The following is a 14,613-nucleotide window of genomic DNA, read 5'->3' on the forward strand; positions in this document are numbered from 1 at the left end:
TAATTCCGGTCAAATAAGAAACAAGTTTATTTATATCAGGATAGTATCCAATCGATTTCCAGCACGCGTAGGTCGGGCGCCTCGCCCGACATTTCATTATTCCCCAAATACAAATGAAGGTTGTATTTGACACGTCCAATGAGAAGGAATAATCCCATCTCGAATAAATCGATGGATGCTTGAATAAGGCCAATCTACTGGATGCTCAACATGCCCGTGTTTCACCGGATTGTAATGAATATAATTGACATGATGTTCAAAGTCTAATTCATCACGAATGAGATGCTCCCAAAAACGTTTTTGCCAAATGCCCCGTTCCCGCCTATTTTTTTGTATTGGTGATCTGGATTCCCATATAAGCAACTGCGGTGAAAAGATGCCTTTTATTAAATTCCAACGCAATGAAAAATTCCCATCATGTTCCGGTAAGGTCATGATCATATGCAGGTGATCAGGCAATATGACAAGAGCATCAATTGTAAAGGGATAATGATATTTTGCATGACGAAAAGCCAAACGCAGTTGATCAATGTATTCAACGAGTAAGTTACTTTTTCTATGTTGCAGATTTACTGTAAAGAAATAAGTCCCTCCGGGATTTATCATTCTTCGATAGCGCATGTTGGATTGTTTTTCTATTCCGTGATGGCAGTGTGTATCACAGTTTTTGATTGTAGTATGCAAGAAGAAAAGGAAATGTCGGGCGAGGCGCCCGACCTACGCTTGCTAGCGTCTAACCCAACCTACCTCGCTGTCATTTTTTGAATAATGAAATGGATTCAAAAGGAAGTTCAACCGGCTTATATTCAGACGAGGGGACATGAGTCTCATCTTTTCGCTGAACATAATACCTATGATTAGGTTCAAACGAAACTCTGACGTGATGATATCTATACAGTAAATGGATTAGTCTTTCATCCACCTGCTTATTAATGGATATAATGGAGGACCGTGGTAGAACTTGCTGTAAAAGTAACGTATCTTTAATGAGTTTATTAGTTCTGAAAATTCCCCCAAAGCAACAAAAACCAAGCAGAACCACACCTGCAAGACAAGCAAAACTTATACGAATGAAACGTTTATATTTAGTAGATTGTAAATCTATTGCTGCAATATGAACTTGAAATAGTGGTGTTAATATCTCTGCAAAAAACAAAGCCCAAAAAGGGAAGGATTGCGCAATATAACGGCTAGATTGTCGAGGAGAAATCGCCACGGGTACGGAAGAAACTAAGGCAAGTAGGAGAAAAAAACAGACCCAGGGGTAGTCACGCAGTTTTAAAAGGATATTTTTGAACCATGCGATGTTTGTAAAAGAAATGCTCTCTCTTTTTATAATTTTGTACATAAATAAAGTGAGTGCAATGATCAATATTTGATTTTTAAAGATCAACCAGAAAATATGTATAAATCTTGGAACATGGATGTTAACACCATAAGCTCCTTTAAATGTTCCTACTATTTGTTGTTGAAAATAAGCGATGATATTTTCTAATATCACTGGATAAAAAAATACTATAAGTGCAAAAAGACTAACTGCTAAGAAAGTAGTTAACAGACTTGATTGTATTCCTTTCTTTAATATGAACGATGAAGGAATTGTTAATGAGTAAATGATTGGTATTGTAACAGGGAAAAGAGCTTGAATACCTTTAGTAAGAAATCCTGCGATAATAAATATTGACCCAAGCAAGAGGAATGCAAACCGCTTTGATAAATCGGAGGTTACACATGCGTTTAAAATAAAAAGAGAAGCTGTTGTTGTGAATACAACTAATGTAGCCTCTATATTTCCCTCCCATGCTGGATGAAAAGTCCCAACTGTTAATAACCATGAAAGGATGGGGATCCATAAAAACGTATGTTGTAGCTGGGGATGACGTTTGCGCCAAAACAATGTAACTAAAAATAAAGATAATAATCCCATCAAGAAAAAATAAAATTTATCTACAAAAACTCCCTCACCAAATAATTGAATGAATAATGAATGAGTATAAAAAGATAAAGGAGGATGTTCATGGAATATTGAAGAAACGGACCAAACTGAACTTAAAGGTTGCCAGACGGTACTTAAGTGATTTGCAATGTCTAATGCAAAACAAGCATATAATCGTCCATCACTTGACAATCCATGCATAGTAAAAGGAATGCAAAAAAATAGAAATAACGTAATGGTTAAGACAATATAAGGTAGATTTAAACGAAACAAATACACACCATGCTCCTATAAGATAAATTTGTATCATTAATTGGTTAGCTATTTAATGGTTTGTGTTCATTGGCCTCTTCCTTGAAAACTGTCTACATTGCGACTAGATGACTTTTTCGAACTTTCTGAAAACTGCCGTAACTACTTGATTTAATTGGTGGGCCCACTAGGACTTGAACCTAGGACCAACGGATTATGAGTCCGCTGCTCTGACCAACTGAGCTATGGGCCCGGAGAGGGGGTCATTTTAAACTTAATTGGCTTAATGTGCCAGTTTTTTTTGAGTTTTTTTAGAGATTTTTCTGTGTGTTTGAGGAAAGGGGGATGAAATTTTTTTATCTTTGGGGATAGGAAGAAACCCGCATTACGCTTGCGCTAATGCGGGCTACGGTTCTTGATAAGCTTTAACCTTCATCGCCTTCTAGGAAGCTTCTCAGTTTTTCTGAGCGAGAAGGGTGGCGCAGTTTGCGGAGCGCTTTGGCTTCGATTTGACGAATTCTCTCGCGAGTTACGTCAAATTGTTTGCCCACTTCTTCCAGGGTATGGTCGGTATTCATTTCGATACCAAAACGCATACGCAGTACTTTGGCTTCTCTTGGGGTTAAGGTTTCCAGGATTTCCAGAGTGGCTTCACGTAAACCTTCGGCGGTTGCCATATCAATTGGCGATTCGATGTTGTTGTCTTCGATGAAGTCACCTAAGTGCGAATCGTCATCGTCACCGACTGGGGTCTCCATGGAAATAGGTTCTTTGGCTATTTTTAAAACTTTGCGAATCTTGTCTTCGCTCAATTCCATTTTTTCCGCGAGTTCTTCAGGGGTGGCTTCACGCCCAGTTTCTTGAAGAATTTGTCTGGAAATGCGGTTGAGCTTATTGATCGTTTCGATCATGTGTACCGGAATACGGATGGTACGAGCTTGGTCAGCGATCGAGCGGGTGATTGCCTGTCTAATCCACCAGGTTGCATAGGTAGAGAATTTGTAACCACGACGGTATTCAAATTTATCGACTGCTTTCATGAGGCCAATGTTCCCTTCCTGAATCAAATCCAGGAATTGCAAACCACGGTTGGTGTATTTTTTTGCGATGGAAATAACCAAACGCAAGTTGGCCTCAACCATTTCTTTCTTGGCGCGACGTGCTTTGGCTTCACCAATAGACATTTTGCGATTGATGTCTTTGATTTCTCCGATCGTCAAGCCATATTCCACTTCGAATGCGACCAAACGAGATTGGATGCGCAAAATTTCGTCGGTGTTTTCTTGGATACGAGCCATATCCAGCTTTTTGCCATGTTTGGCAATAATGCCATTGAGCCATTCCATGTCCGTTTCTTGGCCTGGAAATGTATCAATAAACAGTTTACGGGGGATTCGCGCTCTTTCAATACAAAGACGCATAATACCGCGCTCGAATTCTCTAATGTGATTACGCAATTGACGGAAATGACGCGTTAAGCGATCAACTTGTCTGGAAGTGAGCTTAAGCTTTAAGAACGATTCAGACATTTTCTCCAAGGCTTTAAGCGTTTTGGCATGTTCTCTACCATGCTCTTTTAACGCCACCATGGCTTCTTCATACGTATCACGTAAATCATCAAAATAAATTTTAGCTTGTTCTGGATTGGGACCGTCATCGACTTCGCCAATACCGCCTTCGCCATCTTCATCTTCTTCATCAGACAACAGTAGGTCATCGATTTGTTGCTCTTCCAGCATCGAGCCAATGCTTGCCGCGGGAGCTACTTCATCTTCAACGTCAGAGAAGCCACTGATAATTTCATTGAGGCGAATTTCTTGGGCATTAAAGCGCTCATAGTCATCAAGTACTAATTGAATCGTTTCTGGGTAACTGGCCAAAGATTTAAGAACTTGGTAAATCCCTTCTTCAATGCGTTTGGCAATGCGGATTTCACCTTCGCGGGTTAACAGCTCTACTGTACCCATTTCACGCATGTACATGCGAACTGGATCGGTTGTGCGTCCAGTTTCTTTGTCTACAGAAGCAAGTACCATCGCGGCTTCTTCGATATCAGGTACTTCTTCTGTATTCAGCAGAAGTGCCAGTTCATCATCGCCGGGGGGTAACTCAAATACTTTGATGTTCATGCCTTCCAGCATGCTGATAATGACATCAAAATGTTCCGTGTCAACTATATTAGGCAATAAGTCATTTATTTGGCTGTAAGTCAAGTAACCCTGCTCTTTTCCCAAGCTAATGACTTTGGTTATCTGTGAGCTTTGCTGTTCTTGATCGTTCATGGTCATAGGCACTTCTCTAGGGACAATTAGACACAATCCTAAAAAACAAATAAACCACGTAGCATTTAAAACACCGTTGGAAATAATTGCTTCTTTAGGATTACAAAATCTTACAATTATAGACCGGTAGTTTGCAACATACTAGTAATTTTTCACTGCTTTTTTTAGAACATCCTATTTATGAGGCTTGGGTTCACTATGATCAAGCGCCAAGTTATCATAATTTATACAAAATGCACAATAAAATCCATTTCGTCTGTTGTCGACCAATCAATGGCTTGCATTGAGGAACCTCGGTGCACGAGAGGCGAAAGCGAAATAGTTACACGCCTCTATTTCAAATATGCCGTTCTTTTAACATCTTTTGCAATAGTATTTTTTCTTCCTCATTCAACCCGTGCTGGCGTGATTTATTAATCAGTTGGCGGATGGTTAATTCACGATTTTGTTTTTGTAAAAACAGGATAATATCAATGAATTCTTTGACTAATTCTTGTTCCGGAACCAGATGGTCCCAGGCCGCAAGTTTGTTCAGGGACTCAAAATAAGGGTGATTACGCCACGATTCGATTAATGTTGCCGTAGTGGCTTGCGGGTTTGCTTCCAGTTGTCCCAACACGCTCAGTAAAATTTCATGTTCTTTTGCATCCAATAGCTCAAGATTGATTTGTTGTTTGATCTGGCTATAAATTTCCGGGTGTTGTAAGAGGAGGGCAACCGCAATACGCATTGGCGTACGGGCAATGGTCATTGCCTGTTCTTGCTGGGGCGTTTTAGACTCCTCAGTAACTAGCTGAGTTAAGCGGTGGGTTTCGATATGAGTTAAACGCGCTAGATCTTCAATGAGGAGTTGTTTATACGAACCTTCATCCATTTTTTGTAAAAAGGGTTTGGCCAAATTAATGAGTTGAGTTTTGCCTGCGGGTCGAAGTAAATTGAGGTCTTTGGCTAAGTTATCAAAAAGAAAACGGTGCAATGGGGTAGCTTGCTTGAGTCGTTTTAAAAAATTGTCTTTACCTTCCTCACGAACCAAACTGTCCGGATCGTGCCCATCGGGTAAGAACATAAAACTGGCATCCAGCCCTAAATTTAAATGCGGCAAGCTGCTTTCAAGGGCACGCCAGGCTGCTTGTCTTCCAGCATTATCGCCATCAAAACAAAAAATTAATGACTTGGTATGTTTGGCAAGCAGTTGAATGTGATAGGTACTGGTCGCAGTACCTAAGGTGGCTACTGCATTCATAATTCCATGTTGGGCTAATGCAATCACATCCATGTAGCCCTCAACCACAATAATGTACTCTACTGCCTTTTGTTGGCTTAGAATTTGATGTAAGCCATACAATTCTCTGCTTTTTTGAAAAATGACGGTTTCAGGAGAGTTAAGGTATTTGGGTTTTTGTTCCTTATCCAATACCCGTCCACCAAAGCCTATAATGCGCCCATGGCGGTCATGAATCGGGAACATGACCCGGTTACGGTACCGATCATAGATTTTTCCGTCTTCATTTTTAATCAACATACCGGTGGCAAGCAATTCACGTTGATTACGGGGGAACGCTTTTTCAAGATGGTGCCATCCTTCGCTTGCATAACCTAACTGATACAGTTTGGCGATTTCTCCACTTAAGCCTCGACCACGCAAATAATCAATGGCAGGTTGCCCTTCATGCTTTAATTTTTTTTGATAATGCAGACTTACCGCCGACAAGAGTTTATATAGATCCTGCGAGGGATTATTTTTGTCAGTATGTTTGTCCCGCGGAATGGTTAAGCCTACACGAGTAGCCAGAGCTTCCACTGCATCAACAAATCCCAGATTGAGGTAGTTCATCACAAAGCTGATGGCATTTCCTGAGGCACCACAACCAAAGCAGTGATAAAATTGCTTTTTGGCAACGACATTAAACGAAGGGGATTTTTCATTATGAAAAGGACAGCAAGCAAGATGGCTGTTCCCTCGTTTTTTCAAGGGAACATAGCTGTCAATTAATTCAACCAGATCCGTGCGGTGGAGAAGATCATCAATGAATGGCTGAGGGATTAAGCCAGACATAGGGATCCTTAGCTTAGCTTAGCCTTAATCATGGCACTGACTTGCGCCATATCAGCACGTCCTTGCAAGCTGGGCTTTAAAAGTGCCATCACTTTACCCATGTCGGCCATCTTTTCAGCGCCAGTTGAGGCAATCGCCTCTTGAACCATATGCTCAATTTCTGCGGCAGATAAAGGCTCAGGCAAATAGTTCTTCAGGATATCCAGTTCAAATTGTTCCTGAGCAACCAGATCATCTCGGTTCGCTTTTTCATATTGCGCGATGGATTCTTTTCGTTGCTTGCTCATTTTATCTAAAATAACCAACATACGCTCATCATCCACTTCGATACGTTCATCGACTTCAACTTGTTTGACGGCAGCAGTAATTAAACGAAGTGCGGCTAACAATTCTTTTTCTTTGGCTCGCATTGCATCTTTAACATCATTATTGAGACGTTCTTTAATAGTCATTTTTTATTCCTTAAAATCGAATGAGCGGCTCGGCCCTATGTAAGGAAACCTCTCTCCTCACTACCATGAGTTTTGGAAGAAGTTTAATCTATTCTAAAAAGCGAAAGGCCACTAAATACAACATCATAATCATCTATGAAATGGTGACTATGCGAAGTAGATGTGGCCTAGTAAAAAATACAGGACAGGCAAAAATCCTATTTACGTCGGCGTTTGCCGCCTTGTTGTTTTGCTGTCATATCACGAGAAATTTTCTTCAGATGACGTTTTACTGCAGCAGCTTGCTTGCGTTTACGTTCAGCAGTTGGTTTTTCATAAAATTCACGACGGCGTAACTCGGTTAAAATACCGGCTTTTTCACAAGAGCGCTTAAAACGGCGCAGTGCGTATTCTGGATTTTCGCCTTCTTTGACGCGAACTGTAGGCATTAAATAGTCCTCTGGTTATTTGATCTTAATAGGTGGGCAATTCTAGTGCTAGTTGAAGCCCTCGTCAAGTTTTAAATCAACAATTTTATTTTTTAATAAGTGCAGCTTGAATACTGGGTAATCTGACGAAAGTACCGCTCTTAGGCTTCCCGCCGGTAAGCGGGGACATAGAAGATTCGGGAGAAGACAGCTGAAACGAGTATCGAGCAGTGAATTTCCGTCTCCGCTGCGTTTCACCCAGTCTCTATGATATATGGTACAATGACTTAATTTTTTTATCAGGTTCTTTTTATGTTGGTTTTGGGTATTGAATCCTCTTGTGATGAAACGGGAGTAGCGATTTATGATTCCGATGCTGGTTTGTTAGCGCATGCGTTGCATTCGCAAATTGACACCCATCGAGTGCATGGTGGTGTGGTGCCTGAGCTTGCTTCCCGGGATCATATTAATTACTTGGTGCCTTTACTCGATAAAGTATTAGAACAGGCAGGGCTTGATAAAAATGCATTGGATGGAATTGCCTATACGGCAGGCCCAGGGCTAATTGGTGCATTATTGGTAGGTTCCTGTTTTGCCAAAAGCTTGGCCTATGCATTGCAAATTCCTGCGTTAGCCATTCATCATTTGGAAGCACATCTTTTGGCGGCAAAAATGGAAACGCCTTCACTCGAATTTCCTTTTATAGCGCTTTTGGTATCCGGCGGCCATTGCCAACTGGTTGAAGTAAGGGATTTGGGGAAATACAGCATACTCGGAGATACTCTCGATGATGCGGTAGGTGAGGCGTTTGATAAAACCGCCAAGTTAATGGGAATACCCTATCCTGGGGGACCGGTACTCGCAGCACTTGCTGATCAATGTGAATCAACTCCTTATCGTTTTCCACGTCCTATGACCGACCGGCCCGGCCTTGAGTTTAGCTTTAGCGGTTTAAAAACATTTGCCTTAAATACTTGGAATCAAAGCGCAAAAGATGAGCGTGCACGCGCTGAAATTGCCAAGGCATTTCAGCAAGCCGTTGTCGATACCTTAATGATTAAATGCAAACGTGCGATACAAGAATCCGGGTGTAAGCAGTTGGTAGTTGCAGGGGGAGTAGGGGCGAACAAAGCCTTACGTTCAGGCTTAAGTGAATGGATTCAGAGTATTGGCGGGACGATTTATTTTCCAGCTTTAGAATATTGCACCGATAATGGGGCGATGATTGCTTATGCAGGATGTTTGCGGATGTTAAGGGGAGAAAAGGATTTAAGTGATGCAGTAGAAGTTAAGGCACGATGGCCCTTGGCTTAATTATGGTTCTAATCTCAAGTCCAAAATTGCTCTTTAGTTTTCTATACTAATCCCCTAAAAAATTCGTTACTCGATGAATTTTAGGGGATTATTTACTATCAGAAGGAGAATTTAGCATTCTCCCCCTCTTCAGAACTTAGTGCTGTAGTTTCTACTTCAGATTGAACTTTTGATAAGTCTTGGATTTTACTACTGTCCAAACCCAAAAACTTTCTTGCTGCATCAAGAAATTTACTCCAAAAGCCCCTACTATCTAAAAGCTCTTGGACTTGCTTACTTCCATAATTAATTCCACATTCTGTTACTGTTGTTTTTGCTTCTTCGCCTGTTAAATCAACATCTATAGTCATTAGTGCTTCATAGACATAAGGCTTTTCACCCTTTGGATCATCGGGATAAATTTTTGTAGTATTTGCTTCATTAGTCACATATAAAGCTTTTTGAGTGACGACCTCTTGCAGTTTAAATCCTGTTTTGGTGGTAACGAAATTCAGTTTTCTTTTTTGCCAAATAGGGTCGGCGCCTTCATCAGGTTCTGGATCTATTGCACAAGACATGATGTTATCGGCACCTTTTTGCTCCTGTGGTTTGTTGAAGACGTCTTTTTGATCAGCAGGCTTCACTTTTTGGGCCGCTTCTATATTCATCTTACTAAAAGCTTCAGCTGCAGCTGTGGTGGCTGGGCGTTGAAGTCCGCCTTGATGTAAGACAAGCATTAATTCATCAACGGCGGCATCTTGTTGACCTGCCGGTAATCCTGTAACTAGCAGTTCTTTAAAAAATTTTTTTAATTCCTGTACATTTTTGAAATAGCACCCACCATCATCTTTAACAAAACCTCGTGCTTTAAGGAGAGTATCTAAGCTCATTCCGTTAATTGTTATAGAGTCCTCTTCAAACCTAGACCAGTCCAATAAGATATTTGATTGTCCTTTGTGTACTTTGACCTCATGAAAAGGACTAGCTGTGGTTGTATCAAACGAATGATATGCTTTTCCTTCTCTTTTTTCGAATTCATATCTGGTTTTTGCCCACTTACTTTTACTCATAGTATTCCTCAAAATACGAACTTTATGTATATATTATACTCAAAGTGGGCACTAATGTATACTACTAGTATATAAAGTAGATATTAAAATGGGTATTTTTATGACAGCAATAAAAATTTAAATATTAGGGAGTAATGACTGGTTCTAAAGAGTATAAATAGATAAGGGTATGATTTCATACCCTTATCTATTATTTGTAGAATAAATATAAGTAAACGATTGAATTTTTGAATGAAGTCTATAGGCAAGTGCAAGTTTTGATTCTCTCCAATAGTCCTTTTATTCTTCGTTTTGTTTCCTTTCTTTAGATTTTGGAGAGGTTGCCTTTTTAGCCGCTTTAGCTTTCTTTTCAGGTGAATCGGCCTTTGTGCTGGTTGTTTTTCTAGTTTTAGTTGTTTTTGTTGCTTTAGGTGGAGTCACTACGGTTTCGGTAATGGTGATAGTTTCTACCTCAATTTCTACTTCTGGTACAGATGGCTCTGCTGTTCTAGCTGGTGTTGCAGCCTCTGGCGGCTCATCCTGCATAATGTCGTTAATCACATTATTCTTTAATTTAATTTTTGGTTCTTTTTTATCAATAAGTCGCACAATATTGTCTTTGTGCTTGTAGAGCACTAAGAGGGCCATGATGAAAATAGGGGGGAAAATATCCAAACGTTGGATAAGTAACAGCGAATAAAATGGGGAAAAACCTATAGCAGTAATCGACGCTAAAGAGGAATAGCGGGAGAATTTAGCGACCAACAACCAAGTTGCTGCGACTAAAATACCGACAAGAAAATGAAAACCTAAGAGCGCTCCAATTGCCGTTGCAACCCCTTTGCCCCCTTTAAAGTCGAAGAAAACCGGGTACATATGGCCGATAACTGCTGCTAAAGCAGTGAACCCTACTGTGGCAGGGCTGGCATCCAAGAGTTTGGCGATGAGTACGGGAATCGTACCTTTGAGTATATCGGTAATCATAACCAAGGCTGCATATTTTTTTCCTGCAAGCCGCAAAACATTGGTGGCGCCTGGATTTTTTGAGCCCTCAATCCGTGGGTCAGGTAAAGAAAACGTTTTACTCACAATGACTGCAGAGCAAAATGATCCCATTAGATAAGCAATAACTACCAAGAATATGAACAATATCACCGATTGCTCCTTTTTCGGAAAGTAACTTATTATTAAATAATCTTTATTTTCAAGCAAGTGGCTGCGTTATCGTATGAGTGTAATTCGTGGTGTTATGAGTTTTAGAGTCGAGTTGCCCTCACCCCTGCCCCTCTCCCACGAGTGGGAGAGGGGAGCTCTTGACTTGAGTTAAAGAGTATCTCTTCTCTCTGCCAGGGAGAGGAGCCCGTAGTACGAATGAGGGGCCTTATGCGGGATATAATCTCTATAAGTACAGAGCCTGTAAATCATTGGTGTAACGTCTTCCTAAAGCAGTTACTTGCCAGTGGGTGTCATTTAAAGAGATGAGTTTCTTATTTGCCGCAATTTGGAGTTTAGGGAGCAGATGACTTAGTGGCAACCCTGTGGTTTGAGTAAAAAGGGCTAAAGGAATGGCGTGTTCCAAACGCGTTGTGTTAAGCATAAATTCAAAAAGAAGATCGGGAGTGCTCACTTCCTCTAGACTGGCTAAAAAGGGTTTTTCTGAGTCGAGATACTCTCTGGGTTGACGGTGCTTGCGCGTTCTTAGTACTCGCTCTTTCGTAGTGATTTTGCCGTGTGCTCCTGCGCCTATGCCTAGGTAATCGCCAAATAGCCAATAATTTAAATTATGCCGCGCTTGTCGATCCGGTTTGGCAAAGGCAGAAATTTCATAGCGTGAAAAACCAGATTCTTTAAGTAGAGCGAGTCCTTCTTGCTCGAGAAACCACGCTTCATCTTCAGAAGGTAATGGGGGTTTTACTTTGTAAAATACCGTATTAGGTTCTATGGTTAATTGATACCAGGATAAATGTTCGGGTTGATGCGCGATTGCTGTGCGTAAATCATCGATTCCTTGAGCTACACTTTGTTTGGGCAAACCGTGCATAATATCTAAATTGATATTAGTGAACCCGGCATTACGGGCGGATTCAATGGCACGATGCGCTTGTTGGGCATCATGAATCCGGCCTAAGGCGTGTAAATGTTCTGGGTTGAAGCTTTGAATGCCCAGGGAAAGCCGATTAATACCAATTTGTCGGTATTCAGTAAAGCGTTGTTGCTCTACAGTACCTGGATTGGCTTCCATGGTGATTTCTATATCCTTGGCAAAGGACAAAAGGCGCCTCAATTCAGTAAATAAGGTGTCGTAGGCTTGAGCAGAAAAAAGGCTCGGGGTGCCACCGCCAAGGAAAATAGAGTAAATCTCACGTGCTTCAATGTGTTGCAAATCAGTTTTTAAGTCAGCAATAAGTGCTTGAATATAATTTTGCTCTGGCAACGTTTCCGGGCTTTTGTGGGAATTAAAATCACAATAAGGGCATTTGCGGATACACCATGGAATGTGAATGTACAACGATAAGGGTATCATTACTCTTTTTTATACTGGCTTGTTTGGGAATGCAATAGTATCATGTTGCGAGTTTTGTAACAAAAAATGTAATCATGCAATGAGCTTTCTTTACCGCTTCGTAAGAAAGAATGTGCAGCGGTTACCTAAAAAATAAGAGGAAATCACATGGCAAATAAACGAGTTAGAGTTGCTATTACTGGGGCAGCTGGACAAATTGGTTATGCATTATTGTTTCGTATTGCTTCGGGACAAATGTTTGGTGCAAACACCGAGGTAGAATTAAATCTGCTTGAGCTTGAAGCAGCGCTTCCCTCCTTAGAAGGAGTTGCAATGGAGCTTGATGATTGTGCCTTTCCTTTATTGAAGCGTGTTGTGTGTACTGCAGATATGAATAAGGCAATGGACGGCGTGAACTGGGCATTACTCGTCGGTTCCGTGCCACGTAAACAAGGGATGGAGCGCGCTGATTTATTGGAAATTAACGGCGGGATCTTCACCAAACAAGGTCAGGCAATTAATGATAATGCCAGCGATGATGTGCGCGTTTTTGTAGTAGGTAATCCTTGCAATACAAACTGCTTGATTGCAATGCATCATGCCAAAGATGTACCCAATGATCGTTTTTATGCCATGACTACTTTAGACGAATTAAGATCTCGAACTCAGTTGGCTAAAAAAGCAGGTGTCGATATCACTGCAGTCACTCAAATGACCATTTGGGGGAACCATTCTTCCACTCAATATCCTGACTTTTATAATGCGAAGATTAATGGGGTTTCTGCTGCTCAAGTGATTGATGAGTCTTGGTTGAAAGATACTTTTGTTTCTACGGTACAACAACGCGGTGCTGCAGTAATTAAAGCCCGTGGTTCCTCGTCTGCGGCTTCAGCAGCGAATGCCATCATCACCGGTGTGAATCATTTGGTTCATGATACTCCAGCAGGTGAATCATTCTCTATGTGTCGTAGTTCTCAAGGTGAATATGGTGTCGATGAAGGGTTAATCTTCTCATTCCCTTGCCGTCGCGAACACGGAGAGTTAAGTGTTGTTGAGGGATTACCTTTTAATGCGTACGGTCGTGAGATGTTTGACAAGACATTGAATGAGTTGAGACAAGAGCGTGATACTGTTAAGTCTTTAGGGTTGTTGGATTAAGGATAATTTCCTTTCTGTAGGTTTGCCCTCACCCCTGCCCCTCTCCCGATGACGGGAGAGGGGATTTTCAAATTTTCCCTCTGCAGAATAGGAATTGGTTTTTTCTTTAGAATAGGATTTTTTTCTTTAGAATGGCGATAGCTTTTTTTCTTTAGAATGGCGGTAGCCTTTTTCTTTAGAATCGGCATAGGTTTTTTGCTTTAGAATAAGAATAGGTTTCTTTCTTTTTCAAAGGGGTAGATACTTTTGAATCCCTACTCCCCTTGGGGAGAAGGTGCCTATAGGGCGGATGAGGGTCACTTTGGCCTATTTGCCATACTGATCGAATTAAAATCGTTTTCTTCAAACGATGAATGTTCTTGACGATTTTTATATTCTTCACTCTGATATATTCTAAAAAATTCTGAAAACTCTGATCGAGTTAAAATCTTTTCGGCTCCAGAATTGCGTAGAAGAGTAGAAATTGAGCGTCCATTAGATAATATTCCATTGAGTTTATCCATGAGTTGCTCGACTTGGACTAGGGGATCTGGATGGTTTTGCAGCAAGTCAGGTATGTATTTGACAATTGCTCTGGCGAGTTGTTCGTCGGTTAAGTATAGAATTAAACGTGTGCCTGCAATCTGAACAAAATTTTCTTTAGATTCCATGATCAAACGTGATAAAAATTCCGGATCTTTTTTCAAATGAGAATTTAGCCTTTTGCTAAACCCGAGAAAATTCCTGTGCGCAATTAACATGGCCGGTAATTCAGATTCTTCTTGCGGGGAAGTTTTTTCAGATATGGTGTTTAGCCAGGGGATAAGCTCCACATCATGTTGAGGATTTTGCAAAGCGTAAAAATGGAGTCTGGATGAAATTTTAGGACGGTTAATGAGGTATTTATTCCAGTCAACAACATCCTGATGTTGCTCAGCCAGCGAATCAACGGATTTTTTGATCGGTTCAAAATTGATGCCCCACTTTTCAAAATGGGGTAATGCGGATCCCAAAGCTTTTACCAATTCACGGAAGCTCGTTTTTTCATTAGCCTCATAGTTATCCATCGCGTCTTTGAGCTGTTGAATTTCATCATAGGTATATTTTCCATTTCTCATGGGGATCAAATGAAAAACAGATTCAATGGCTTCGTTTAAAGAAGCAAAAGGGTCATCCATAGATTCATCCTCATTAGGAGCAGGCCCTTCTTTAAAAGTAGTTTATAAAAAATGAAAATGCCAAGCTT

General features: G+C 40.8%; 12 protein-coding genes and 1 tRNA gene. 2 read left to right on the plus strand and 11 right to left on the minus strand.

Annotated elements, in window-relative coordinates; all coding sequences use genetic code 11:
- Nucleotides 1-96: 96 nt before the first annotated feature.
- The 7 genes from OQJ13_RS11845 to rpsU form a co-directional block, all read right to left on the minus strand.
- Nucleotides 97-621, minus strand: a complete 525-nt coding sequence (locus OQJ13_RS11845) for an REP-associated tyrosine transposase (RefSeq protein ID WP_265711020.1) — start codon at nucleotides 619-621, stop codon at nucleotides 97-99.
- A gap of 133 nt (nucleotides 622-754) precedes the next feature.
- A complete protein-coding gene (locus OQJ13_RS11850) occupies nucleotides 755-2,215 on the minus strand; it encodes an ArnT family glycosyltransferase (protein WP_265711021.1) in 1,461 nt (486 codons plus the stop codon).
- Nucleotides 2,216-2,364: 149 nt separating this feature from the next.
- Nucleotides 2,365-2,441, minus strand: a tRNA-Ile gene (locus OQJ13_RS11855).
- A 172-nt stretch (nucleotides 2,442-2,613) separates the two neighbouring features.
- The gene (gene rpoD, locus OQJ13_RS11860; RefSeq protein ID WP_265711936.1) at nucleotides 2,614-4,476 is read right to left on the minus strand and encodes an RNA polymerase sigma factor RpoD; all 1,863 of its coding nucleotides are present in this window, start codon (nucleotides 4,474-4,476) and stop codon (nucleotides 2,614-2,616) included.
- Nucleotides 4,477-4,807: 331 nt separating this feature from the next.
- Nucleotides 4,808-6,526: a DNA primase gene (gene dnaG, locus OQJ13_RS11865; protein ID WP_265711023.1), complete on the minus strand. Its 1,719-nt coding sequence runs from the start codon at nucleotides 6,524-6,526 to the stop codon at nucleotides 4,808-4,810.
- Nucleotides 6,527-6,534: 8 nt separating this feature from the next.
- The gene (locus OQJ13_RS11870; protein ID WP_265711024.1) at nucleotides 6,535-6,978 is read right to left on the minus strand and encodes a GatB/YqeY domain-containing protein; all 444 of its coding nucleotides are present in this window, start codon (nucleotides 6,976-6,978) and stop codon (nucleotides 6,535-6,537) included.
- Nucleotides 6,979-7,175: 197 nt separating this feature from the next.
- Nucleotides 7,176-7,406 (minus strand): 30S ribosomal protein S21, encoded by a 231-nt coding sequence (rpsU, locus tag OQJ13_RS11875; RefSeq protein WP_010652681.1) that lies wholly within the window; start codon nucleotides 7,404-7,406, stop codon nucleotides 7,176-7,178.
- 291 nt (nucleotides 7,407-7,697) lie between these two features.
- Between rpsU and tsaD the strand changes: the two genes are divergently transcribed.
- Nucleotides 7,698-8,699, plus strand: a complete 1,002-nt coding sequence (tsaD, locus tag OQJ13_RS11880; RefSeq protein WP_265711025.1) for a tRNA (adenosine(37)-N6)-threonylcarbamoyltransferase complex transferase subunit TsaD — start codon at nucleotides 7,698-7,700, stop codon at nucleotides 8,697-8,699.
- Nucleotides 8,700-8,797: 98 nt separating this feature from the next.
- Here the strand turns inward: tsaD and OQJ13_RS11885 are convergent, their stop codons facing one another.
- From OQJ13_RS11885 to hemW, 3 genes are all read right to left on the minus strand, one after another.
- Nucleotides 8,798-9,748, minus strand: a complete 951-nt coding sequence (locus OQJ13_RS11885) for a hypothetical protein (RefSeq protein ID WP_265711026.1) — start codon at nucleotides 9,746-9,748, stop codon at nucleotides 8,798-8,800.
- 279 nt (nucleotides 9,749-10,027) lie between these two features.
- A complete protein-coding gene (gene plsY / locus OQJ13_RS11890) occupies nucleotides 10,028-10,882 on the minus strand; it encodes a glycerol-3-phosphate 1-O-acyltransferase PlsY (protein WP_265711937.1) in 855 nt (284 codons plus the stop codon).
- Nucleotides 10,883-11,126: 244 nt separating this feature from the next.
- A complete protein-coding gene (gene hemW / locus OQJ13_RS11895) occupies nucleotides 11,127-12,251 on the minus strand; it encodes a radical SAM family heme chaperone HemW (protein WP_265711027.1) in 1,125 nt (374 codons plus the stop codon).
- A 147-nt stretch (nucleotides 12,252-12,398) separates the two neighbouring features.
- Between hemW and OQJ13_RS11900 the strand changes: the two genes are divergently transcribed.
- Nucleotides 12,399-13,388 (plus strand): malate dehydrogenase, encoded by a 990-nt coding sequence (locus tag OQJ13_RS11900; protein ID WP_265711028.1) that lies wholly within the window; start codon nucleotides 12,399-12,401, stop codon nucleotides 13,386-13,388.
- Nucleotides 13,389-13,684: 296 nt separating this feature from the next.
- Here the strand turns inward: OQJ13_RS11900 and OQJ13_RS11905 are convergent, their stop codons facing one another.
- Complete coding sequence (locus tag OQJ13_RS11905) at nucleotides 13,685-14,545, minus strand: hypothetical protein (RefSeq protein WP_265711029.1); 861 nt, start codon at nucleotides 14,543-14,545, stop codon at nucleotides 13,685-13,687.
- Nucleotides 14,546-14,613: the final 68 nt, after the last annotated feature.

This window comes from Legionella sp. PATHC035 (assembly GCF_026191115.1).
GTDB lineage: Bacteria > Pseudomonadota > Gammaproteobacteria > Legionellales > Legionellaceae > Legionella.